Source organism: Phocaeicola salanitronis DSM 18170 (genome assembly GCF_000190575.1).
Lineage (GTDB): Bacteria > Bacteroidota > Bacteroidia > Bacteroidales > Bacteroidaceae > Phocaeicola > Phocaeicola salanitronis.
In genome coordinates this window covers 3,643,074-3,665,568 of record NC_015164.1, presented here as the reverse complement: position 1 = coordinate 3,665,568, position 22,495 = coordinate 3,643,074, and the positions used below count along the sequence as shown (strand labels likewise).

The following is a 22,495-nucleotide window of genomic DNA, read 5'->3' as shown; positions in this document are numbered from 1 at the left end:
ATACCTACTTGGAAATGAATATGAAGAAACAATACTCACGCCGTTAGCTATGTAAAATGATACAGCATCGGCTATACCATGTACATGCAAACAGAAATGAGCGTCACATTGTCTCTTATCCTTCCAAGTTTCAAAATTTTCCAGACTTTGATCTTAGGATAAAAGCAAAAAACGCTTTCTATATAAATCCGACCATTTCTCCAATCGGACACTGCAAATATACGTTTTTTGTTCAATATGACGCTCTTATTGTGAGTATTATTTCTTCAAATATAAGGCTTTCGGTACTTTTTCAGGTGGAGAAATGAGAAAAAATTAAGAAAGAGGACTGTTTTTGTCCTCCTTCTCATATAATAATGCACTAATCAGAATCCAAAACTCCTTTCCTGATAACTCTCAGTACACATCCATAAGCAATCCTTTAACCTGAAATCATACACTTCTTCCAGCGTGCTCAGGAATGTTTCAAAGTCATCATACTTCTCTGATTCTTCAATCTGCTCTTTGGTGAGTTTAATCTTTATAACTTCACCCACTGAGTAATCCAAGATAATAATGTAGTTCGTTTCCATAATTACTTCTGATTGTTGTTGATAAACTGCTTCTTGATTCTCTGTACCGTAGAGATTCCAATGCCTTGAAGTTTGGCAATATTCCGGATTGAGTAGCCTTTCTTCAGGAGCAGGATAGTTTCCTTATATTCTTCCCTCAGTTTTTCTTCGGGTTTGGTACTTCCTCTTTTTCTTCCCAGTTTTCCTCCGTTAGCGATATAGTTAGCCCTTCCAGAGTTTAGCCTATACTGAATATTACTTCTTTCAATATTCGCCATTTCAGCCAGAACAGTAACCATAATGCTGGCTATCGGGTTCACTTTTCCATCGGGTTGAAGTGTGTATAGTCCTAAGTTTTGGATATATACCGAAACTTTTGCTTCATGTAGTATCTCCAAAGAACGAAGCACTTGCAGGGTACTTCTTCCTAATCTGCTCAGTTCTGATAAAAGAAGGAAGTCCACAGATTCCTTCTTACAATATTCCAAGCATTCTGTCAGAACCTGTCTTTCCTCAATTTTTTTCGCGCCTGAGATATGTTCCTCGTATATTTTCACGATTCTTATATTCTGTGACTTGGCGTAAATTCCCAAGTCCTTGATTTGTCTGTCTGTGTCCTGTCTGTCTCCTGTAGAACTGACACGGGCGTAGATAACTGCTTTCTTCATTGTTGTTTCCATTTTATTCTTTGATTAAAAGCATAACACAAAGGAACGTGCCCAAACACCTTCCACAGATTTATTTGAACACATTCCTGGTTTGAACACATGACCGTTCCAGATGCATATCATTATTCCAGAATAATTTTCACATCTTCATTAATTCTGCCTCCTATGGGATCACAGTCAAAGCACATTCCGAAATAGCATATATGTTCATTCAATTGCTTGTCACGATAGAAGTCATAAATCTCATTCTTGTCTGCGCCATAATTGAACAGATTTTCGGTATCACCAAAATATCTTCCTTTCCTATCTTTGAATACAGGACGGTTCCAATCATCTATCGCTATGAATTGTAATATAAGTTTTTTCATTGTTGATTCTCCTATTATTTAGCCTGTTACACATAAAGGGAAAAGGCCGGGGAGACACCATCATATTTTTATCATTCGATGATTATCTCCCCGGTCAGATTCCAAGTCGTCAAATTAATATTACCAAAGACCCTGCAACTTTTGAGGTCTTCATGTAGGATTCAAAATCGATATCAGGATGATCATTTTTGAACGCCTGAAAATCAAATGAGGTTCTTATTCCCGGTAGTTTTCTGGTAAGTCTCATGGTGTCTGTAAGCCAAGACTTGACATCCATTGCTTCCATTTTTGACAGGATATTTGATTTGAGAGTGCTGAGTTTTTCCTCTGCTTTATTCTTTGTCTGGATCAGCTCTCTAATTTCCGCTTCTTGATTTCTGATTTCTTCCGGTATGCTGTAGGGATTATTGAACCGTTCTCCCCGAAGGTCGCAATCCAGCAGTTCTTTACATACATCTGAAGGGATCCGGTTTACAAAGATGATTTCCTTGATATGGTCAAACGAACCGTCTTTCTTCATCTTGTTGCGAAGCCGGATGACAAACAGCTTGTCAATCTTCGCTTTCCTGTTCATCAGCTCGAAGAAGTAAGCGTAGATACTTAGTTGCCATCTCGCTTTCTCCAGCTTTACAGGGGTCATATGTCCGTAAGTCTTAATGTCCCCCAGACTGAACGTGTCTTCTGAAACACGATATACCTTGTCTATCTTCGAAGCCCAGTTTGCTCCATCAGTTATGGTATATTCCGAACATTCATGGACTAATCCATAGTCCTTGCATAGCTGAATATAATCAATCACCTCCTGTGTCCCGTCATTGATCCAGTTCTTGTCAAAGTCCTCACAGGAAAGATGTACACCTGCACCATAATCCGCCGCACCTTGAATAAGGTATTTTGGTATTCCGTCAAATTCGTCAGGGAACAGCTGTCTCTGCAACATCCCCGTAATGCCTGACAATTCTTTTCCATCGAGCAAGTAAGAGTGTTCTTCTTCATTGAAAAGCACACCCGATTCTTTCAGTTCAATTCTTTTCGTTTTCATAATCACGCCGCTTTTTGAAGTTGTAATTTGCGCTCGGTAAAGAGTGCCTTGATTTCACTGTTGCCGTCCACCTCATTCTTGTGCTGCTGATAGAGGTTCATCAATGACTGCTGGTCAGGACAAGCTTTCAAGGCAGCTTTTATACCCGCATACTTGTCAGTCGCCTGCTGTGCCTGACTGATTGTCTTTGCTCTCCGTATTGTTTTCTTGGGGGAATCTGTCTGTTGTGTATCTGTTGAATCATTTTCCGGCACGTCTTCCCCTGCATAGATATATAACCCCAAACCGAACATGGCGAGGTTTTTCACCAGACAACGCATGATCGTCTTGTTAATATCAAACATGGTTGCTGCTTCCACCGTCTTTTCTACATGCTGTTTCTTGAACTTGTCATACACGCTGTAAGTATATGCCTCAAGTTTCATCGCCTTGTTGGATGCGTTCATCACGGGGAGCCACATTTCATGGGTGATTCCTTCCACTTCTACTTCTGTATAGACCATGATACCGATACAAGGATCTGCAAAATATGGAAGGTTGGTCTCCGGATTTTTGATAATCCGGTAGGTGGCTGAGGGATAGCATCTTTTGAACTCAGCCCAGGCATTCGCCCAACTCAAGTAAGTCAGGTCATTGTACTTCTCAACCTTGTCACTGAGGTCGAGGGAATAGAGAGCGTCAAAATAGATGGCTCTCCTTTCGTCTGCCGTTACGTTGGCAGGAATCTGCGGTTGTTGAAATTTACACATAGTTGATAATGTTTTTAACGGTTAAGTTTTGATTTATACTTCGTATGGATGTATTCAAGGCAGATGCTTCTAATGACCTCCGCCTTGTCCTTCTCATCATATACATAGTAACAGGTTTGGGGATTTCCGTAGCGGTCTTCCCGGATAACCGCACCTCTGTATTCTTCTTTCCTGAAAAAATCATCGTAGGGAACTGTCTTTTCACAGTCCGTATGGTCAAGCTGGATATAAACCATGACATGAAGTTTTCCTTTGTAGAGCCATAATCCTTCCACTTCGGAATTCCATCGGTTTCCGGTTCTTCTGTCAGGGTGGATATAAAACTCATAGTTCCTTGTCCCGGAATTTCTGCGTCCCACTTCTTTGACGATTCGGAGTATGGTTTCTTCTGATATTCCTGCCAATTCCACCTGTGTAAGATTCCTTATAATCTCAATCTTTCTTGCAGGCGATGTCCTCTTGAAAAGTTCGATATTCACGGTTGGCATTTTCTAAAAAATTATTGGGGTGAAACAAAAAGGAGAGGCACACAAAATCTTGATTCAGTTGATAATGTGTACCTCTCTTATATACCTATATATGTATAGGCTTAACTCAAGAACCATCCGTAACCTTCGGTATCGTTGCCACGGAGTGCGTTTTGGATTCCTACAGCGAAATCCGTACAGTTCTGGTTGCGTTCCAGCCAGCAGTTGATGTAGGCTGATTTTACGGCTTCGGTTGCAAGCTGGAGCAGATTCCAGCAGGTGAACTCTTCCCCTTCTTTCTTTCCGAAATCGGGATTGGAAACATAACCTTTTACCATCGCATTCACAGCCTGGTCACCGATTTGCAGGGAGGGTAGTCTTCGTTGTTCAGATGCGGGCAGGAACTGGTATAATCTCAGCCGCCCTACTATCTTGCAGAACTGTTCTTCGGTAAATGAAGTTTCTTTCAGATTGCCTAAAAGTTCCAAGGTTTCTTCCTTATGCGGATTGAAAGCCCCGAACAGTTCCATGGACTTTTGCATAATGTCAGCTTCTGTCATACACTCGATTGTTTTTGTGAAACCGTCTGTGGTCAACATTAGGTTGCTGCATACCCTTACCTGCCAGCCCACGAAAATCTTGAATTTCATGGGGCTTCGCTTGCTGTAGAGCTTGTCCTCATTATAAGCACGGACACCGCCGATACATAAATGGGTGGGTTGCCCGTTAATGGTTCTTACAAGATGGCTTACATGACATACCCACGCAAGCCTTTGATAGAATACCGTCTTTTCTTCCTCCGTCAGTTCACCGGTCTTTTTATATTGCGCCGATGGGATACGCCCGATAATGGGATGTGAAACCCTGCATTCAACAGGTGTAAGTTCTCCGAATACTTCCTCTGCCGCTTTGGCTACTGCACCGATGAAATTCTGGTGTGAAATCGTCAGGCTGTTGTCGCTGAAGGTCGGAATGATGTTTTTCTCCGTCAGTTCTCTTAGCGTGATTCCGGATGTGTTCGCTTCAATGAAATTAGGATGGTTCTTTATACCTTTCCTGTTTTCTTCCGGTACGGTTACTGCGTCTTCTATGAATCCGCTGCGGTTCAAAGCCGTTTCAGTTGTTCTTCTCATACTGTAAATGTTTTTAAATGATTGGTAATGATATTCTTGACAAACAAAAAAGCCAAGAGGTTTATTTCTTTGACTTTACAAATAAACTTCTTAGCTTCTTTATTCCCTTGAGTACCGATACGGCCACTTCAAGGAGCGTTATAACCACGTCCTGGTTCTTCTCATAACCCATGACGTTCAATCCGTTTCCGCAACTTCCTCCGCTGCGGCTTTTACACGTACAGCGGATTTCAGTTTCCGCCGTTCATTCCATTTCGATACAAGCTCAATCACAACTGAACCTGCTACGACAACCTCAGCCACATAGGCTGCGATTTTGATTCCTTCTACTATTTTTCCCATTTCTCTTTTGATTTTTGTTGTTAATACTATTGTTATTCTTCTCTCGTTTTCTCTTTTCTTATTCTTATTTTTCTCATATATAAGGCTTTGGGGGGATAGGAGAAGGCATGGAAAAACAATGAATCAGGATTATAAAAGCAGGAAAATTAGAATTTCTTTGATAAAGGTTTGGCAAAGTCAAATACTATGTTTATCTTTGCAACGCTAGAACCCACCAAGCCTCTCAACGATGCTTAAATCGGTGGGTCGTTTTTTATATATACCTATGGAAGCTTTTCAGAAACAATATCATACTCCATCAGAATTAGTACAATTATTACAGCAAAGAGGTTTGGAAATTTATAATCCTGTCAAGGCGGAGGATTATATCAGACATATCGGTTATTATCGGTTGAGTGCTTATTTCTATCCATTCCTTGAACATCCTAAAAATGAACATAAATTCAAGCCCGGTTCAAGTTTTGAGGAAGTCATGCAACTTTATCGTTTCGACCGGAAATTACGTCTCTTATTGTTCAATGAAATAGAGAAAATAGAGATAGCAGTACGTCAGGCCATTGTAAACGCAGTATGTGAGACCAATCATGATCCGTTTTGGATAACGAATCCGGAGACTTTTGCCAAAAGGGAGAAGTATAACTACATGATGGGACTGATAAACAAAGAGTATGAGAGGTCAAACGAAGATTTTATCAAGCATTTCAAGGCTAAATATGACAATGACTATCCTCCGGCATGGGAACTAATCGAGATTCTGCCTTTAGGGGTAGTGACACGCATTTATGAAAATTTGCGGGACTTCAAAACTCAAAAGAAGATAGCCAAAGAATTCTATCTGAATGTGCCTGTCCTGCAATCATGGCTTACCTTGATAACTCTGACGAGAAATGCTTGTTGCCATCATTCAAGGGTATGGAATAAAACAAATGCTATCACGACCCTTAGCATGAAAAAGATGTTGAGAAACTGGCTGAATGAACAACCTAACCAACAGAAAGTGTATTACAACTTATGCCTTATTAGATATTTTTTGAATGTGATCAATCCCGCCAATGATTTGAAACAGAAATTGGTTAACTTATTCCAACAATATCCTTCTATAGACCTTGCTGCTATGGGGTTTACCAGAGGATGGGAACTGGAACCTCTTTGGAAGGAATAAAAAAGAAGAGCCGTCATCAGAACTCCTCGCTCTGACTCAGCTCTTCACTGTTCCATCCGTTTCAACCATAGAGACGAAAGCTGCTATGGCTACTCCTGATTTCCCAGCCCTCGAATTGATTTTCCTGACCATCTTCTGAAATTCAGGCTCAACCCGGCATATTTTTCATTATTGTATTTGAAGCCATAAGCACTACTTTCACGTAATGTTCTATTGGCTTCTTTCTTTTTCTTCATAGATAAGGCTTTCGGGTGATTGTGGGCGGAAAATTGAGCAGGAAAAGTTCTATTATAATAAAAAGAATTACTATTTTTGTAGTTCCAATAGTCAGTCTAAATGGCTGTATAGTAGAGGAAGAGTTCCGTAACAATCTGATTTTTAGTATAATTTGCAAAAATACATTTTTTCCGCGAAACAATCACTTTTCGGCTTCTTGCGCCCGTATAAATGTCTTTTTTTCCTTGCCTACTCCTGTTACCGTTACTTTCTTCCAGTGCGGAGGAAGAACCGAAGGTAATTGCACAACTCCTTCTTCGGTGATTTGAAGCCCGCAAAAACCATTCAATACAGCCTGAAGCAGACCGCCGGCACCAGTCATAAAATAAGGATTATTGCTGGAAGGCGTTTCCGACAACACACCGAAAGGAGGACGCCAGTTGGGCAAATAACACCGGCGGAACATTTCCCACGCTTTCCCAGCATCGCCCATCCGTGCATATTGCACACAGAACACGGCGTATGACATCATCGGTCCATCCCGCTGGTCGATACGTCCGGCATAATACGTCAAGTCTTTCCGTTGCTGTTCCGGGCAAGCAATCTTTCCCAGCGGATAAGCCAACAAGTTTACGTCTGCCTGCTTGATGGTCTCGCCTTGATAGGCTGCATGTTCACGCGTTACTCCGTCCTCAAACTGCAAGATACGCAAACCTCGGCTCACCTCCTTCCATACCGGAGGAACATGTGCTCCACAAACCGCTCCAGCGCGGCAAGCATACTCCAATGCCAACGAGGCGGAAGCATTGGTAAAAGCATTATCCGTCACACCATTAGCATACTCATCCGCTCCGGTCACACCATGTATCGAATAAGAACCGTCGGCATTCCGCACCGCACGACTTGCCCAAAAATCCGCTATTTCCCGAAGCAAGGGGAAACCTTCGCGCTCCAGCCACAGGGTATCGCGCGTCACGCCATAATAATTCCAGCAAGCAATGCCCACGTCTGCCGTAATGTGATGCTCAAACGCACCGGTTAAGGCAAAAGTCGGCGTAGCTTCCTCGCCCGTGTCATCACTCTCCCACGGAAACATCACACCCCGATAGCCGTATGCCATTGCTTTCCTTCGGGCAGGCTCAATGCGGTCTATCCGATAATCCAACATCGACTTCGCCAGTTCGGGCTGCAGCAGAAGCATGGGCGGATACATCCAAAGTTCGGTATCCCAAAATATATGACCGTTATAGCCTTGCGAAGAAAGCCCCATCGGCGGAATGCTCAGACGGCTTCCGGCACGGCACGAAGCATACAGATTAAATAGCGCAAAGCGCACCAGACGCTGGGCATCGTCATCCCCCTCTATCCGGATATCGCCTTGCCACAATTCATCCCATAACCGCTCATGTGTCCGCACCAGCCGCTCCTGCCCTTCATGGACGGCATAGACCACCTGGCGTTCGGCTTCATTGTAAGGGTCGGAAAAGTCACGGGAAGAACAGATGCTGCCCACGAGCGAAAAAGAAAAGACCTCCCCTTTCTTTACAGATACGTTCAGGCAAAGCTCTTCCGTATCATTCTCATACGAAAGCCCGGACATAGCACCGTCATCCAACAAGAAAGCCGAAACCGCCGCAACCTGCTTCGCCCCACGTTCCGAAACAGCCTCGGCCTCCACCAGGTGCAAGCGGGTGCCATCGGCATCCAGTTCACGGTAATACACCGTTCCTTTTCCGTAATCACCGGGAATCTCCATTCCGCACCGCACTTCTATGCTGACATCTGACAACGCTTCGACCGACACCGATATCAGTCCGGAATAAGGCAGCCCTCGCAAGGCACGCAAGTCAGAAGCCACACGCACTTTCTGGCCCATCCGGAATTCTGTATGGTGCACTGCCCTGCGCATATCCACCACCTGCCTCCAGTCCATTATCCGCACCGTATCTACGGTTTCACCGTCCACTTTCATCTTCAGCCCAAACGGATTTATGCCTCGCATCACCCGGCTTACCACACCCGGAGCGGCAGCGTCAAACACATGGTTCAGTACCACCTGTTCTATCCTGAACGGCCCTTTACCCGGCAAAATGCCGATGCATCCGCTTGCCATCGGAGCCGGAGCATAAGAGGCATGCAAGCTATCGGCACACACTTGCCACAAGGCTCCGTTTTCCGCTTTCAGAGGAGCCAGCAGAAAACATCCTACAACAACTCCTATCCAAGTCCATATCTTCATATCTTCTTCTCCGTATTATCAATATGAGGCAAAGCTACATAAAAAAACCGAGCTATTCATGCAACTATCCTGATAAAAAAACAATATAGGGGGATGAAATAATACAACATCTGTTAAATAATGGGCAGATTTAGCCCGTGGAAACAAAAACTTTCTACCTTTGCTTCTATTATGATGAATGATATGGGAAAATTGTACGTGGTTCCTACTCCGGTAGGCAATTTAGAGGATATGACTTTGCGTGCCATTCGGGTGCTGAAAGAAGCCGATTTGGTGTTAGCGGAAGACACGCGCACCTCGGGCGTCCTGTTAAAGCACTTCGAGATCAAGAATGCCATGCAGTCTTACCATAAATTCAATGAACATCAGGTGCTGGACAGCATTATCCAACGTCTGAAGGCAGGCGAAACCATCGCTTTGGTCTCGGATGCGGGCACTCCCGGCATCTCCGACCCGGGCTTCTTGGTAGTGCGCGAATGCGTGCGAAACGGAATTGAAGTGCAATGCCTTCCCGGCGCGACCGCCTTCGTCCCGGCACTGGTAGCATCAGGATTGCCCGACGAACGTTTCTGCTTCGAAGGGTTCCTGCCTCAGAAAAAAGGGCGGATGACACGCCTGAACGCCTTGGCGGAAGAGACACGCACGATGATATTCTATGAATCTCCTTACCGGTTGGTCAAGACACTGGTTCAGTTTGCCGCACTCTTCGGCGGAGAACGGAAGGTTTCGGTATGCCGGGAAATATCAAAGATACACGAAGAAAGCGTCCGGGGGACGTTGGACGAAGTGATTGCCCATTTCACCGAATCAGAACCGAAGGGAGAGATTGTCATTGTTTTAGCAGGAAAAGAAAACTAAAAGTATAAATTCTAAACGGATCAAGAACTATGAAGAAAGTTGTTTTATTTTCGATGTGTGCAGCTGCCTTGTTGGCTTCATGTACAGGTACAGGGCAAAAGCAAGATGCGTTACAGGTGCAAAACGATTCATTAATGCTTGAATTGTCTAACCGCGATGCCGAACTGGACGAGATTATGGGCGCGTTCAACGAAATACAGGAAGGCTTCCGCGAAATCAACGAAGCCGAAAACCGGGTAGACTTGCAAGGAAACGCTATGGAAAGCAAGTCGAGTGCGGAAAAAATCAAGGAAGACATCCGGTTTATCAGCCAGAAGCTTCAAGCCAACCGTGCCCGTATCGCAGAACTGGAAAAGCAATTGCAGAACAGCAAATCCCAATCGGCGCAGTTGAGGAAAGCCATCCAGAACCTGACCGCCGAACTGGAATCGAAACAAAAGCAAATCGAGACCCTGCAGGCGGAACTGGCTTCGAAAAACATCCGAATCGCCGAGTTGGATGAAGCTGTGGCCGACCTGAACAAGAACGTAGACGAACTGACCGCCGAAAACGTTGCCAAAACCGAAACCGTAGCCGCTCAAGACAAAGCCTTGAATACGGCATGGTATGTATTCGGAACCAAATCGGAACTGAAAGACCAGAAAATCCTGAAGCGGGGCGACGTATTGAAAGACAATGAATTCAATAAAGATTATTTTACCGAAATCGACATCCGTCAAGATAAAGAAATCAAGTTGTACTCAAAACGCGCTGAATTGCTGACCACACATCCGGAAGGTTCATACGAATTGGTAAAAGATGATAAAGGCCAGTTAACCCTGAAGATTACGAATCCGAACCAATTCTGGAGCGTATCGCGGTATCTGGTAATTCAAGTGCGTTGATTATACAAGAACTTTTTAGAAATCCAAAACGGTTTTTTATATAAGAGGAATGCGTCCGGAAACGGACGCATTTTTTGTGCTTTGTTCAAACTATTGCGGATTTACGTATCTTTTCTCATTTTTTTTGCTTAACTTGCCTCCGAATTGAGAAACAACGGCAAAATGGGAACAAACCAGCATTACATCACCCGGCTAGAGAAAAAAGGAGTAAAGCCTACAGCTGTCCGCATCTTGGTATTCAGAGCACTGGAAGAAGCGCAACTTCCGGTTTCATTGCTCGATCTGGAAAACTTGTTAGAGACAGTAGACAAATCGACCATATTCCGCACGCTGAACGCCTTTCTTGCCCACCATTTGATTCACGCTATCGAAGACGGAAGCGGTTCGTTGAAATACGAGGTGTGCTCAAATGAAGATACATGCAGCATCGATGATATGCACACGCATTTTTATTGCGAAAGATGCCACCGTACGTTTTGTTTCCATGGGATTCATGTGCCCATAGTCCATTTGCCGGAAGGTTTCAATATGCAAAGTATCAATTACATGATAAAAGGAATTTGCAAGGAATGTTCCTACAAAATGAAAATGAATGAGTAAGTATCTATTTTAATAAAAAACAATATGAACGAAAATTTCAGTATTGCCGGGAAAACAGCCGTCATAACCGGCGGTTCCGGCGTGTTAGGAAGTAACATTGCAGAAGGCTTCTTGCGGGCAGGCGCAAAAGTCATCATCATTGGCGCACATCAAGAGCGTGTAAATGCAGCAGTAGAACGCCTGAAAGCGGCAGGAAGCGAAATCAAAGGCGTGGTATGCAACGTATTAAGCATCGAAAGCCTGGAAGCCGTAAAAGAAGAAGTCCTTGCCCAATGGGGACGGGTCGACATTCTGGTCAATGCGGCTGGAGGGAATATTCCGGGAGGAACGCTCACCGCCGACCAGAATATATTTGATATGAAAGTAGAGGACTTAGACAAGGTAGTAGACCTGAACCTGAACGGAACGGTATACCCCTGCCTCGTATTCGGAAAGATTATGGCACAACAAAAAAGTGGCGCAATCGTAAACGTATCTTCCATGGCGGCTTACGAATCACTCACCCGTGTGCCAGGCTATTCTATGGCAAAAAGCGGAGTAGAGAACTTCACCCGCTGGCTGGCTCAGGAAATGGCTATTCAGTTCAGCGAGAAAATCCGCGTGAATGCCATCGCTCCGGGTTTCTTCATCGGAAACCAAAACCGTGCCATCCTGATTAATCCCGACGGCTCGCTCACCGACCGCAGCAAGAAAGTCATCGCCAAGACGCCGATGCGCCGCTTCGGTGACATTTCCGAACTCAACGGAGCCGTACAATTCCTGTGCAGCGATGCCGCAAGCTTCATTACAGGAGCGGTATTGCCTGTAGACGGAGGATTCAGCGCATTCAGCGGAGTCTGATATAGTCAATCAGAAATGAATTGCGAAAAACTATAGCCTGTTTTTAGTAGAGACGTCACATTGTGGCGTCTCTGAATGCATCCGCAAGACATTCACATACAAAAACATATAGCATCCCTGCGGTTGGGGAGACGCCACAATGTGACGTCTCTACTGCATTCCGTATTTTCGCAAACCAATTTTGTTCTACTATAAATGAAAAATGAAGAATGAGGATTCTCATGCGAGCATAGCGATTCTTCATTTTATTAATTGAGGTTAAATTGCAGGCTATATTTGGTTTATAAAATAAACTATTCTATATTTGCAAAACAGAAGCAAGGGAAAGCGCGCACTCTTGCTTTTATTTAACGCATTTGGTTTATACTATAAACTTATTTATAAACTTAAAAACAATAAATGATTATGAAAACAATCTGGTTTATAATCGCACTGTTAAGCTTGTCTGTATCTGCTTCAGCCAAAGGATTTTCTATCTCCATCGGCAATATCCGCAATGATAACGGAAATATCTTGGTCATGCTTCAAGCAGACGGACAAAGCAAACCTGTTTATGGAATGGCAAAAGCACAAAAGGGAGAGGTGACCATCACAATAGAAGAAGTGACTTGGGATCACTTTACCATTTCTGTCTTTCACGATGAAAACGAGAATTGGCAAATAGATACAGACGAACAGGGAAAACCTGTAGAAGGTTTTGCACGGGAAAAGCATCATCCGAAGAAAAAAGAAGATGCATGTAAGTTGAAATTGTTTTACTTCGATAATCCTTTAGAACGATGAAACGCCTGGTCTTTCTCTACCTATTATATATAGGAAGCATCGCACTTCTATATGCGATGCCCACCGCCCCACCGGCATTGACGGACAGCATCCATGCTACATTGAAAACCTACGACCTGCCAGAGATAACGGTGAGAAGCAGTAAAATCAAGCGGAATGCCGACCGGTTTATCATGCAAGTGACACCATCCTCGGGAAAAAACGGAATTGAATTGTTGAAAGAAGCGCCCGGTGTATGGCTTTCCGACAAAGGGATTTCCATCAACGGAGCGTCTGGAGCCAAAGTCTATATCAACGGACAGGAAGTGAGGCTGGAAGGAGAACTTCTGTACTTCCGCCTGCAATCCTTGCAATCAGCAGACATCCAGCGCATCGAGATACTTCCCTTCTCCGGAGCTGAAAAAGATGCAAACGCTCAAGGCGGCGCTGTCTATATCCTGTTAAGAAAACCCAAGCAGAAAGGTTGGCAAGGGCATTTCTCGCTGATGTCCACAATAGGACATTCCGTCCAGCAATATCAGCCTAACGGAAGTTGGCATGCACATTGGGACAAATGGGACTGGTACGCTTCCGCTTCCATAATCTGGAAACCGGAAGATGCAAGCGATTGGAACGAAGACCGCATCTATCGCCAAACTGTCAAACAGTTTCAAAGCACAGGAGCACGAAAGCAAACATCAGATTATGAGACGTTCCGCTCGGGCATCATCTTCTCGCCCGACACGCTGAATACGTTCGGACTGGAAGTGGAATACTTCCGCCATTCATCCGATAACCCGTCGCATAGCCGTGACGCAATAAGCAACAGACATGAAACGGTCTATAGCCATGGGAATTATCACCAAAAATCTGATTACGACATGACATCCGTTAATTTCAGCTACCAGCACCGCCTGTCACATTCCTGTTCGACATTAAAAATATTGGCAGACTATACCGGCAAACATGCAAAAGGAAAAAACCGCTACAACATCCTGCGCCAAGCCGGGGATTACAAAAAGGATACTTTATACCGGTCGCAAACAAAAGCCGATTACCGGATTATCAACGCAGATGTGTCATGGAATAGCAAATCTTTCCAAACAGGTGCCAAATACACACAAACCTATACCGATAACACTTCGGCATACGAAGGATTCCGTAGCGGAACCACGTGGACGCCTCTGCCCGATTTCGGTTACACACGGGATTACCGGGAACAGATAGCCGCCTGGTATGCACAATACACATTTACCCGAAGGAAATGGTCGGTAAAAGCCGGACTCCGGTTGGAATATACCCATACCTCTAACCGGGAAAACAACGTAAACCAACGATATTTCGACTGGTTTCCGCACATGGATGTCAGCTATGCGTTCGACCCTCTCCAACACTGGATGCTGGCAGGACAATATGGCAAGTACATCGAACGCCCGGCATTCGCGGCACTAAACCCGAACCGGACACAAACCTCCGACTATAGCTACCAGATAGGAAACCCTTGGCTGAAGCCTACTTACATCAACCGCTTCAGCCTGACGCTAATCTACAAATACCGCTACACCTTAACCATAGGAGGCAATCTGCATAAAAACCTGATTCGCGAGTTTACCAAGCAAGACGAAGCAAATCCGGACATCGCATACGTCACCTACGAAAACCACCATCGGGAAAATCATTGGTTCGTTGCAATTTCCGCTCCTTGGCAACCCACAGGCTGGCTAAACCTTACCGCCAACTTTATCGGATCCAGGCAAGACATCTATATGAATCCCGAAGAGGAACGGCAAAGCCATTGGCTTTATTTCATCCGCGCCCAAGCCGAATGCTTCCTGCCTTGGGATCTTTCACTTGAAATGAAATACAGCGGAACTTCACGCTTACATTCGGGGAATAGCGAAATCAATCCCTATCACACGGCAGACATCCGCTTGCAGAAAAAATTCAATCAAGGGAAATGGATACTCACGCTGGGCATAGACAATCTGTTCGACCGTTCTTCCAGCTATGCATGCCATACGGAAGACTACGAGAGAGACATACATATCCACACAGCTTCGCAAGGGAGGACATGGAAAATAGGAATCGCATGGAACTTCGGAAAAGGGAAACAAGCGAAAAAGACGGAAGTGGAAAAAGGCAAATTTTCCCAGCGGAACCGTTTGGCAGATTGATGAAACCGTTTTATATTTGCAAGCAAAAGCAAGTCCTCGTTTTCTTGCTTTTATTTTTCCGCATAAAGTTTATAACATAAACCATTTTATTAAGACTATGGAAGAAAAGACATTAAACGAAAAAGAAAGTCTGGAAATCATCACACGCATGATTCAGGAAACGAAAAACAAATTGGAAGTAGGCGACGGGAATATGTTGTTACTATGGGGATATGTGTCGGTATGCACGGCTATCCTTGTCTATGCCCTGCTTTTATGGGTTCAAACCCCGCAAGTCAACTGGCTTTGGTTCCTGATTCCCCTCATCGGGTATGGGGTTACGCAAAAACAAAAAAGGAAAGAAGCCAACGTAAAGCCACATTCGTCCAGCTACGTTGATAAGGTTTCCGCCGGAATCTGGAAGAGCGTAGGCATTATTGCCTGCTTGTTTGCAGCTATTTGCATGGCTTTTATGTTTTGCGGATACAACTGCTGGGTACTGATGTTTGCATACGCTTTCATCATTATCGGATTCGGAAGCATAGCGCAAGGGGTCATCATCCGTGAACAAAGTCTGACATTCGGAGGGTTGTTCAGTATAGCCGCGGGAGGAATTGTGGCAAGCTGCGCCATCTGCGACATACCGATTTACATCACTTGGGCGATACCTTTGTATATCCTTTGTTTTATCGTGATGATGATTATCCCCGGACATATCATTAACCATAAAGCCAAGAAATTATGCCGAAAGAACTGAATCCCTTACTGCATTCCCAACTAAGGCTTGGCGTGATGTCTATCCTGATGGTGAAAGAGGAGGCAGACTTTGTATACCTGAAAGAAAAGACCGAATCCACCGCCGGCAATTTGAGCGTACAGCTCGACAAGCTGGCGGGAGCAGGCTATATCGCCATCGAAAAAGGCTTTGAAGGGAAACGCCCACGCACCACATGCCGCATCACCCCCGAAGGAAGGGGCGCGTTTGAGGAGTACGTCAATACACTGAAGGTGTATTTGCATTTGGAATAAAGGAGACAAAAGGCCGGGTGGAGAGAGAAGACCAATGCCTTTGACTTCCCAGTGCATTTGTTCAGGCAGTTTACATATACTGAAACTATAGTTTCAGTATATGTAAACTAAAGTTTCAGCAACATAAAACTTTAGTTTCAGCATATTACAACAACATGAAACTATAAATATTTCTTTCTGAGGAGCTAACCGTCATTTCAAACACTGGCTTTTTTATTGTTTTATTCAAGCTATTATCTTATTTTATGAAACGGCAAACCGCTTTTTGCGTAACTTGGCTTCTGAATCAAAAGAGCATACGAATGAAACAAATGAAATGGATTTTTATGTGTTTGGCAAGCCTGATTCTTGCCGCAAACCTATCCGCCCAAACACGGGAGGAAAAGGAAGCTGAGCGAAAAGCATTTGTTGAAAAGCGGATTGCCGACCGGCATTTCAAGATTGACGTATCCATGGCTTATCCCATGGGCGGAAACAGCATTCCGCTGACCAGCCCTTATAGCCTGGAGCTGAAGCAAGACTCGGCAGATGTCTTCCTGCCCTATTTCGGCAGGGCTTATTCAATCCCCTACGGAGGAGGGAACGGACTGCATTTCCACTCGCCCGCTACCGGACTGAACGTAGAAAAGAAAAAAAGAGGGTATGCGATAAGCTTTACTTCGAAAACGGAAGAAGACACATTTGATTTCTTTATCGACATAGCCGATGAGGGGGCTGCCTCTATTTCCGTCACGATGCGTAACAGGCAGTCCATCCGCTACAGCGGTGAGATTTCTTACGAAGAAGAGTGACTATCAAAAATCACGTATTATGAAAGCAAAAACTATATACACAAAAGACTGGTTGCAAATACATCCGTATACTGCCATCCAACCTTCGGACGCTTATTTTACCGCACTTGCCAACCGGCTTTTCGACGCATGCATCCTGCGCGGACTTCCGGAATCTTTCCGCAAGAAGCTGGCGCTTTACGCGGCCGCTTACCTTGAAGACAAGGTTTCCGGACTGGGACTTTGGAAAAGCTTTACCACAGAGCATCAAAAGCTTTACGGCTCCATGCTTCCGTTTTATCCGGCGGATTCCGGTTATTATCCGGATGAGGTGAACGAAGCAGACCTCCGTTTCCTGATATGGAACGCTTGGCAGAAGTCGGGACTTGCGCCGCATTACCTGTCTCCTTATGCGTCTCAAGTTTCGGAACAGGCATCCGCCTTTTATGCTTTATTGGATAAGGCATACGAGGAAGCCCCTGAAAATGACATTCTGACCGGGTACTTTGACACATTTGAAAACGAAGCCGACGCGGAACATAAGCTGACATGGCTTTTCGGGCATACGTATCTGACAGAGCCTTCGATGTATCCTTACATTACGCATATCGCTCCTTCCGACCGGTTTATTATGCCTACCGGTCCGCTGGCTCTTTTCCTCTATGAATGGATAGAGCTGCTGTCCGGAAAACCTTGCTGGAAACAGGTGCAGGGGCTTTATCTTAAAGAGCCCGAAATACCTTTCCACATTCTGGAAACAAACAAAAACATCTATCAGAACTTCACTCAAGGTACAGAAGGAAAGCACATGGTTTACCTGAACGGATACGGGGAACTGAAAGATTTTCTGGTCCGCACTCTCAAATGGCAGGATGATGAAAGCCACACGTTGCCTCAGATGAAAGCGCATCGCAATTTCATTCTGATGAGCAATCCAAAGAAAGGGATTTTACTGGCAAAAGACATCTGTGAGTACATTGCCGATAGGGATAATCCGATGTACAATCGTGAGAAAGCGCAGGCGAATGCATTCCGGCTCTTGACGGAAGAAACCCTTTGCCCACCCGACTTGCTCATTTATTGCATCGAAAAGGGGCTGCTTCCTGACGCTTCCATTCCGGGAGAAACGGAGCATGCACTCACGCGGGCAGACATGGATTTCATAGCCCGCCATGCCTTGCTTTATTATTATCGGGGGGATTGAAAATAAAAAAGAACCATGAGGGAGACGGTATGTTGCTTCCCTCATGATTCTCTTCTTTATACAATGCAGATATAATCTTTCTATCAATTTGCCATTTCCGAAATGAACTTGATACGTACCAGACGAATTTCTTCTTCCGTATAGTCACCTCCCAATTCACTCATGGCATCGTCAATCTTGTCTGTAGTCGATTCCTTGAAATAATCGTAGATGTCGAGCATGTGGTCTTCGTCCATTACATCTTCCAGGAAATAATCGATATTCAATTTCGTGCCAGAATAAACGATAGCTTCGATTTCATCAAGCAGTTCGTTAAATTCGATTCCTTTTGCCACGGCTATGTCATCAAGCGCCACCTTACGGTCGATGCTTTGGATAATAGACACTTTCAGTTTCGACTTATTGGCAACCGTACGCACACGCAAGTCTTCCGGACGGTCGATTTCATTTTCCTCGCAATGCTTCTTAATCAAATCGCAGAACTCCTGTCCGTAACGTTTTGCCTTGCCTGCGCCTACTCCCGGAATGTTCTGCAGTTCTTCCAATGTTATCGGATAGATGGTTGCCATAGCTTCCAACGAAGGGTCTTGGAAGATAACGTATGGCGGTACGTCTAATTTCTTCGACATTTTCTTGCGCAAGTCCTTCAGCATTGAGAACAATACCGGATCGACCGCACACGAAGCGCCTCCCCGCATGGGGACTTCTTCAATGTCTTCTTCTTCAAAATCGTTATCCTCTACAATCTTGAATGATTTCGGCTTCTTCAGGAATTTACGTCCTTCGGGCGTTACTTTCAGCAAACCGTAGTTTTCTACATCCTTGCTTAAATAGCCGGCTATGAGCGCTTGGCGGATTACAGCATTCCATAAGCGTTCTTCTTCGCCCATACCTGAGCCGAACACTTCCAGATCTTCGTGCTTATGCGCCAATATTTCATTTGTTTCCTTTCCTAAAAGAATGTCGATAATATAATCTTGCTTGAAATTTTCTTTAACCGCAATGATTGCTTCAATCACCGCGCACAATGAATCCTGAGCCTCCACTTGTTTCTTCGGATTTAAACAGTTATCACAATTACCACAATTATCTTCTGTATATTCTTCTCCGAAGTAATGCAATAATACCTTTCTACGACATAGAGACGATTCGGCGTATGCAGCCGTTTCCAAAAGCAATTGCTTGCCTATTTCTTGTTCGGACACAGGTTTGCCTTGCATGAATTTCTCCAACTTTTGCAAGTCTTTGTTCGAATAGAACGTTATGCACTGGCCTTCCCCTCCGTCGCGGCCCGCACGTCCGGTCTCCTGATAATAGCCTTCCAAGCTCTTTGGCATATCATAATGGATAACGAAACGCACATCCGGTTTGTCAATGCCCATGCCGAAAGCGATAGTGGCTACAATCACGTCAATGTCTTCTTTCAAGAACGCATCCTGATTGGCATTCCGCGTAGCCGAATCCATGCCGGCATGATAAGGGCGTGCCTTGATGCCGTTCGCCTGAAGAATCTCTGCCAGTTCTTCCACCTTTTTCCGGCTCAAGCAATAGATGATGCCCGACTTCTCAGGATTTTGCTTGATGAAACGGATGATATCCTTGTCTATGTTAACGGTCTTTGAGCGTACTTCATAATACAAGTTCGGACGGTTGAACGAAGACTTGAACTCGACCGCATCGGTCATGCCCAAGTTTTTCTGAATATCCATCTTCACCTTCGGAGTAGCCGTAGCCGTCAGAGCTATAACCGGTGCCTTTCCTATTTCGTTGATAATCGGCCGTATGCGGCGGTATTCGGGACGAAAGTCATGCCCCCACTCCGAGATGCAGTGCGCCTCGTCTACGGCGTAAAAAGATATTTTCACATGCTTCAGAAATTCCACATTTTCCTCTTTCGTCAATGATTCGGGAGCCACATACAACAGCTTGGTTTTTCCAGCCAATATATCTGCCTTCACCTGGTCAATCGCCGACTTGGTCAATGAAGAATTGATGAAATGCGCCACTCCGTCTTCTTCACTGTAGTTGCGCATCGCATCGACTTGATTTTTCATCAGAGCAATAAGCGGAGATATCACGATAGCCGTCCCCTCCATTAATAGGGAGGGTAACTGGTAACACAACGATTTTCCCCCTCCGGTGGGCATTAGCACGAACGTATCTTTCCCTGCCAGCAGGTTACGAATGATAGCTTCCTGGTTTCCCTTAAACGTGTCGAAACCGAAATACTTTTTCAATTGTGCCGCTAAATTGATGTTTTCCGTCATTGTCTCTTTGTTTTAAGTGATGTTATTTATGTTTTTCAAGGAAATAATTCTCTTTCTTTCTAACAAAGTTATAAACAACTTTTGATATTATGCAAATTTATCAGGAAGAATTTCTATGAAAAGCAACATTTTTCATCACTTTTTGCCTCAAGCCATTTGTAAACGGGATATATTTGCCTTTCCCATCTGCTCTTTTGCATAATCCAATGTCACCGTAAAGGTATCGATCTTATGCGACGGGACCTCAAACATCGTATCCATCATGATGGTTTCTACAATGGAGCGAAGTCCGCGTGCGCCCAATTTATATTCGATAGCCTTATCGACAATGTATTCGAATACTTCCGGCTCGAACGTCAGTTTCACTCCATCCATCTCGAACAACTTGATGTATTGTTTGATGATAGAGTTTTTCGGCTCGGTCAGAATATTGCGCAATGCCGTACGGTCCAACGGATTCAAGTAGGTCAGAATCGGAAGGCGTCCGATGATTTCCGGAATCAGTCCGAACGACTTCAGGTCTTGCGGAGCAATGTATTGCATCAGGTTTTTACGGTCGATATTTACCGTTTCCTTTGCGGCTCCGTATCCTACCACATGCGTATTCAAGCGTTGGGCTATTTTCCGTTCGATGCCGTCGAAAGCTCCTCCGCAAATGAACAGGATGTTTTTGGTATTGACCGGTATCAGCTTTTGTTCGGGATGTTTGCGTCCGCCTTGAGGGGGCACATTGACGATAGAGCCTTCCAAAAGCTTGAGCAGGCCTTGCTGCACGCCTTCGCCGCTCACATCGCGGGTTATGGAAGGGTTATCTCCCTTGCGGGCTATCTTATCGATTTCATCAATGAACACAATGCCTCGCTCTGCCTCTTCCACATTATAATCCGCCACCTGAAGCAAACGGGTCAGAATGCTTTCGATATCCTCGCCTACATAGCCGGCTTCGGTCAACACCGTAGCGTCCACGATGGTAAAAGGAACATGCAGAAGCTTGGCTATGGTCCGTGCCAACAGCGTTTTTCCCGTGCCGGTGCTTCCTACCATAATTATATTGGATTTCTCGATTTCCACATCGTCTTTCGATTCGGGCTGGAGCAAACGCTTGTAGTGGTTATACACCGCTACGGAAAGATAACGTTTCGCACTATCCTGACCGATAACGTATTGGTCGAGAAACTCTTTGATGTCTTTCGGCTTGGGCAGGTCTGCCAAGTTCAGGTTCATGCCGCTCTTTTTCTGGCGTGTAGCTTCCTGCACGATTTCGTGTGCCTGTTCGGCACAACTGTCGCAAATGCATCCGTTGACTCCCGTAATAAGAAAACCTACTTCTGTCTCCGAACGCCCGCAAAAGCTACAACGGCGCTTGCCTTTTGGGTTTGTCTTGTCTTCCAATGTTTCTTCTATTTTTAGTTGACAAGGCATCAGATAACAAGTTGACAAGATCCTTAAATACGATTTAAAACCTTGCCAACCCGTCAACTTGTTTCCTCGTCAAACTCGTTAATATTATAATGCCGACTTACGCGACAGCACCTCATCAATCATCCCATATTCTTTCGCCTCCTGAGCCGTCATCCAATAATCGCGGTCAGAATCCGCCCATACCTTATCGAAGTCTGTGTGTGAATGTTCGGCGATAATGGTATAAAGCTCTTTCTTCAGTTTCTGAATCTCGCGTGCGGTGATTTCGATATCGGAAGCCTGGCCTTGCGCGCCTCCCATCGGCTGGTGAATCATCACCCGCGAATGCGTAAGGGCAGAGCGTTTGCCTTCTTTCCCGGCTACAAGCAATACGGCAGCCATCGAAGCAGCCATGCCGGTACAAATCGTAGCTACATCGCTTCCGATGAATTGCATCGTGTCGTAGATGCCCAGACCGGCATATACCGACCCGCCCGGAGAGTTGATGTAAATAGAGATGTCTTTCCCCGAATCCACCGAATCCAAATACAGCAATTGTGCCTGCAACGTATTGGCGGTATAATCATCGATTTGAGTCCCGAGGAAGATGATGCGGTCCATCATCAACCGCGAGAATACATCGAGCTGGGTTACGTTCAACTGGCGTTCTTCCAAGATATAAGGGTTCAGATAGCTTTGAGACTTGATTACATCGTCAAGCACCATGCTGCTCATTCCCAAATGCTTGACAGCATATTTCCTAAAATCGTCCATTCGTCTTTTGTTTTTT

24 protein-coding genes are annotated in these 22,495 nt (G+C 44.8%); 11 read left to right on the top strand and 13 right to left on the bottom strand.

The annotated features are described in order from the left end of the window. Positions 1-365: 365 nt before the first annotated feature. The 8 genes from BACSA_RS15575 to BACSA_RS20305 form a co-directional block, all read right to left on the bottom strand. Positions 366-572 (bottom strand): hypothetical protein, encoded by a 207-nt coding sequence (locus tag BACSA_RS15575; protein ID WP_013618989.1) that lies wholly within the window; start codon positions 570-572, stop codon positions 366-368. 2 nt (positions 573-574) lie between these two features. Continuing rightward, the gene (locus BACSA_RS15570; protein ID WP_013618988.1) at positions 575-1,219 is read right to left on the bottom strand and encodes a recombinase family protein; all 645 of its coding nucleotides are present in this window, start codon (positions 1,217-1,219) and stop codon (positions 575-577) included. A 122-nt stretch (positions 1,220-1,341) separates the two neighbouring features. Next, complete coding sequence (locus BACSA_RS15565) at positions 1,342-1,587, bottom strand: hypothetical protein (protein WP_013618987.1); 246 nt, start codon at positions 1,585-1,587, stop codon at positions 1,342-1,344. Positions 1,588-1,696: 109 nt separating this feature from the next. Continuing rightward, a complete protein-coding gene (locus BACSA_RS15560) occupies positions 1,697-2,629 on the bottom strand; it encodes a hypothetical protein (protein WP_013618986.1) in 933 nt (310 codons plus the stop codon). Between the two features lie 2 nt (positions 2,630-2,631). Next, positions 2,632-3,378: a Sak single strand annealing protein gene (locus BACSA_RS15555; protein ID WP_013618985.1), complete on the bottom strand. Its 747-nt coding sequence runs from the start codon at positions 3,376-3,378 to the stop codon at positions 2,632-2,634. 14 nt (positions 3,379-3,392) lie between these two features. Beyond that, positions 3,393-3,866, bottom strand: a complete 474-nt coding sequence (locus BACSA_RS15550) for a tautomerase family protein (protein WP_013618984.1) — start codon at positions 3,864-3,866, stop codon at positions 3,393-3,395. Between the two features lie 101 nt (positions 3,867-3,967). Continuing rightward, positions 3,968-4,978: a DUF3871 family protein gene (locus BACSA_RS15545; protein WP_013618983.1), complete on the bottom strand. Its 1,011-nt coding sequence runs from the start codon at positions 4,976-4,978 to the stop codon at positions 3,968-3,970. A gap of 177 nt (positions 4,979-5,155) precedes the next feature. Then, positions 5,156-5,320 carry a hypothetical protein gene (locus tag BACSA_RS20305; RefSeq protein ID WP_013618982.1) on the bottom strand — a complete coding sequence of 55 codons (165 nt, stop codon included), beginning with the start codon at positions 5,318-5,320 and terminating at the stop codon, positions 5,156-5,158. A 265-nt stretch (positions 5,321-5,585) separates the two neighbouring features. On the opposite strand from BACSA_RS20305, the gene BACSA_RS15540 reads away from it, so the two are divergent. Beyond that, a complete protein-coding gene (locus tag BACSA_RS15540; RefSeq protein WP_041584461.1) occupies positions 5,586-6,482 on the top strand; it encodes an Abi family protein in 897 nt (298 codons plus the stop codon). 89 nt (positions 6,483-6,571) lie between these two features. On the opposite strand, the gene BACSA_RS20300 is transcribed toward BACSA_RS15540, so the two are convergent. Both BACSA_RS20300 and BACSA_RS15535 read right to left on the bottom strand, forming a co-directional pair. Next, positions 6,572-6,718, bottom strand: coding sequence for a hypothetical protein (locus tag BACSA_RS20300; protein ID WP_169311464.1), 147 nt, complete (start codon positions 6,716-6,718; stop codon positions 6,572-6,574). A 182-nt stretch (positions 6,719-6,900) separates the two neighbouring features. Beyond that, positions 6,901-8,937, bottom strand: coding sequence for a glycoside hydrolase family 65 protein (locus tag BACSA_RS15535; RefSeq protein ID WP_013618980.1), 2,037 nt, complete (start codon positions 8,935-8,937; stop codon positions 6,901-6,903). Between the two features lie 183 nt (positions 8,938-9,120). Between BACSA_RS15535 and rsmI the strand changes: the two genes are divergently transcribed. The 10 genes from rsmI to BACSA_RS15485 all read left to right on the top strand — a co-directional run bounded on the left by rsmI (position 9,121) and on the right by BACSA_RS15485 (position 18,037). Next, positions 9,121-9,795 (top strand): 16S rRNA (cytidine(1402)-2'-O)-methyltransferase, encoded by a 675-nt coding sequence (gene rsmI, locus BACSA_RS15530; RefSeq protein ID WP_013618979.1) that lies wholly within the window; start codon positions 9,121-9,123, stop codon positions 9,793-9,795. Between the two features lie 29 nt (positions 9,796-9,824). Then, positions 9,825-10,679, top strand: coding sequence for a Cbp1 family collagen-binding glycoprotein adhesin (locus BACSA_RS15525; protein ID WP_013618978.1), 855 nt, complete (start codon positions 9,825-9,827; stop codon positions 10,677-10,679). A 162-nt stretch (positions 10,680-10,841) separates the two neighbouring features. Next, positions 10,842-11,279 carry a Fur family transcriptional regulator gene (locus tag BACSA_RS15520; protein WP_041584076.1) on the top strand — a complete coding sequence of 146 codons (438 nt, stop codon included), beginning with the start codon at positions 10,842-10,844 and terminating at the stop codon, positions 11,277-11,279. 24 nt (positions 11,280-11,303) lie between these two features. Continuing rightward, the gene (locus BACSA_RS15515) at positions 11,304-12,119 is read left to right on the top strand and encodes an SDR family oxidoreductase (protein ID WP_013618976.1); all 816 of its coding nucleotides are present in this window, start codon (positions 11,304-11,306) and stop codon (positions 12,117-12,119) included. Between the two features lie 405 nt (positions 12,120-12,524). Beyond that, the gene (locus BACSA_RS15510) at positions 12,525-12,902 is read left to right on the top strand and encodes a DUF2141 domain-containing protein (RefSeq protein WP_041584460.1); all 378 of its coding nucleotides are present in this window, start codon (positions 12,525-12,527) and stop codon (positions 12,900-12,902) included. After that, positions 12,899-15,055 (top strand): outer membrane beta-barrel protein, encoded by a 2,157-nt coding sequence (locus BACSA_RS15505; protein ID WP_013618974.1) that lies wholly within the window; start codon positions 12,899-12,901, stop codon positions 15,053-15,055. Before BACSA_RS15510 ends, BACSA_RS15505 begins: the two co-directional genes overlap by 4 nt. Positions 15,056-15,152: 97 nt before the next feature. Next, complete coding sequence (locus tag BACSA_RS15500; RefSeq protein WP_013618973.1) at positions 15,153-15,791, top strand: hypothetical protein; 639 nt, start codon at positions 15,153-15,155, stop codon at positions 15,789-15,791. After that, positions 15,776-16,063 (top strand): winged helix-turn-helix domain-containing protein, encoded by a 288-nt coding sequence (locus BACSA_RS15495; protein WP_013618972.1) that lies wholly within the window; start codon positions 15,776-15,778, stop codon positions 16,061-16,063. Before BACSA_RS15500 ends, BACSA_RS15495 begins: the two co-directional genes overlap by 16 nt. A gap of 302 nt (positions 16,064-16,365) precedes the next feature. After that, positions 16,366-16,854, top strand: a complete 489-nt coding sequence (locus BACSA_RS15490) for a DUF4251 domain-containing protein (protein ID WP_041584075.1) — start codon at positions 16,366-16,368, stop codon at positions 16,852-16,854. Positions 16,855-16,873: 19 nt separating this feature from the next. Beyond that, positions 16,874-18,037, top strand: a complete 1,164-nt coding sequence (locus BACSA_RS15485; protein ID WP_013618970.1) for a DUF3843 family protein — start codon at positions 16,874-16,876, stop codon at positions 18,035-18,037. 83 nt (positions 18,038-18,120) lie between these two features. Here the strand turns inward: BACSA_RS15485 and recQ are convergent, their stop codons facing one another. The 3 genes from recQ to clpP all read right to left on the bottom strand — a co-directional run bounded on the left by recQ (position 18,121) and on the right by clpP (position 22,479). Then, entirely contained in the window at positions 18,121-20,304 is a 2,184-nt protein-coding gene (gene recQ, locus BACSA_RS15480; RefSeq protein ID WP_013618969.1) for a DNA helicase RecQ, read from the bottom strand. Between the two features lie 147 nt (positions 20,305-20,451). Beyond that, positions 20,452-21,726 (bottom strand): ATP-dependent Clp protease ATP-binding subunit ClpX, encoded by a 1,275-nt coding sequence (clpX, locus tag BACSA_RS15475; RefSeq protein WP_085929098.1) that lies wholly within the window; start codon positions 21,724-21,726, stop codon positions 20,452-20,454. Between the two features lie 84 nt (positions 21,727-21,810). Beyond that, a complete protein-coding gene (gene clpP, locus BACSA_RS15470; RefSeq protein ID WP_013618967.1) occupies positions 21,811-22,479 on the bottom strand; it encodes an ATP-dependent Clp endopeptidase proteolytic subunit ClpP in 669 nt (222 codons plus the stop codon). Positions 22,480-22,495 lie beyond the last annotated feature (16 nt).

Bases quoted from the DNA above. Each gene is read 5' to 3' on its own strand.
- BACSA_RS15495 (WP_013618972.1), top strand. From the start codon at position 15,776: ATGCCGAAAGAACTGAATCCCTTACTGCATTCCCAACTAAGGCTTGGC.
- clpX (WP_085929098.1), bottom strand. From the start codon at position 21,726: ATGCCTTGTCAACTAAAAATAGAAGAAACATTGGAAGACAAGACAAAC.
- BACSA_RS15570 (WP_013618988.1), bottom strand. From the start codon at position 1,219: ATGAAGAAAGCAGTTATCTACGCCCGTGTCAGTTCTACAGGAGACAGA.
- clpP (WP_013618967.1), bottom strand. From the start codon at position 22,479: ATGGACGATTTTAGGAAATATGCTGTCAAGCATTTGGGAATGAGCAGC.
- BACSA_RS15545 (WP_013618983.1), bottom strand. From the start codon at position 4,978: ATGAGAAGAACAACTGAAACGGCTTTGAACCGCAGCGGATTCATAGAA.
- BACSA_RS15490 (WP_041584075.1), top strand. From the start codon at position 16,366: ATGAAACAAATGAAATGGATTTTTATGTGTTTGGCAAGCCTGATTCTT.
- rsmI (WP_013618979.1), top strand. From the start codon at position 9,121: ATGGGAAAATTGTACGTGGTTCCTACTCCGGTAGGCAATTTAGAGGAT.
- BACSA_RS15500 (WP_013618973.1), top strand. From the start codon at position 15,153: ATGGAAGAAAAGACATTAAACGAAAAAGAAAGTCTGGAAATCATCACA.
- BACSA_RS15575 (WP_013618989.1), bottom strand. From the start codon at position 572: ATGGAAACGAACTACATTATTATCTTGGATTACTCAGTGGGTGAAGTT.
- BACSA_RS15520 (WP_041584076.1), top strand. From the start codon at position 10,842: ATGGGAACAAACCAGCATTACATCACCCGGCTAGAGAAAAAAGGAGTA.
- recQ (WP_013618969.1), bottom strand. From the start codon at position 20,304: ATGACGGAAAACATCAATTTAGCGGCACAATTGAAAAAGTATTTCGGT.
- BACSA_RS15510 (WP_041584460.1), top strand. From the start codon at position 12,525: ATGAAAACAATCTGGTTTATAATCGCACTGTTAAGCTTGTCTGTATCT.
- BACSA_RS15540 (WP_041584461.1), top strand. From the start codon at position 5,586: ATGGAAGCTTTTCAGAAACAATATCATACTCCATCAGAATTAGTACAA.
- BACSA_RS15555 (WP_013618985.1), bottom strand. From the start codon at position 3,378: ATGTGTAAATTTCAACAACCGCAGATTCCTGCCAACGTAACGGCAGAC.
- BACSA_RS15565 (WP_013618987.1), bottom strand. From the start codon at position 1,587: ATGAAAAAACTTATATTACAATTCATAGCGATAGATGATTGGAACCGT.
- BACSA_RS15535 (WP_013618980.1), bottom strand. From the start codon at position 8,937: ATGAAGATATGGACTTGGATAGGAGTTGTTGTAGGATGTTTTCTGCTG.
- BACSA_RS15505 (WP_013618974.1), top strand. From the start codon at position 12,899: ATGAAACGCCTGGTCTTTCTCTACCTATTATATATAGGAAGCATCGCA.
- BACSA_RS20305 (WP_013618982.1), bottom strand. From the start codon at position 5,320: ATGGGAAAAATAGTAGAAGGAATCAAAATCGCAGCCTATGTGGCTGAG.
- BACSA_RS15560 (WP_013618986.1), bottom strand. From the start codon at position 2,629: ATGAAAACGAAAAGAATTGAACTGAAAGAATCGGGTGTGCTTTTCAAT.
- BACSA_RS15550 (WP_013618984.1), bottom strand. From the start codon at position 3,866: ATGCCAACCGTGAATATCGAACTTTTCAAGAGGACATCGCCTGCAAGA.
- BACSA_RS15515 (WP_013618976.1), top strand. From the start codon at position 11,304: ATGAACGAAAATTTCAGTATTGCCGGGAAAACAGCCGTCATAACCGGC.
- BACSA_RS20300 (WP_169311464.1), bottom strand. From the start codon at position 6,718: ATGAAGAAAAAGAAAGAAGCCAATAGAACATTACGTGAAAGTAGTGCT.
- BACSA_RS15525 (WP_013618978.1), top strand. From the start codon at position 9,825: ATGAAGAAAGTTGTTTTATTTTCGATGTGTGCAGCTGCCTTGTTGGCT.
- BACSA_RS15485 (WP_013618970.1), top strand. From the start codon at position 16,874: ATGAAAGCAAAAACTATATACACAAAAGACTGGTTGCAAATACATCCG.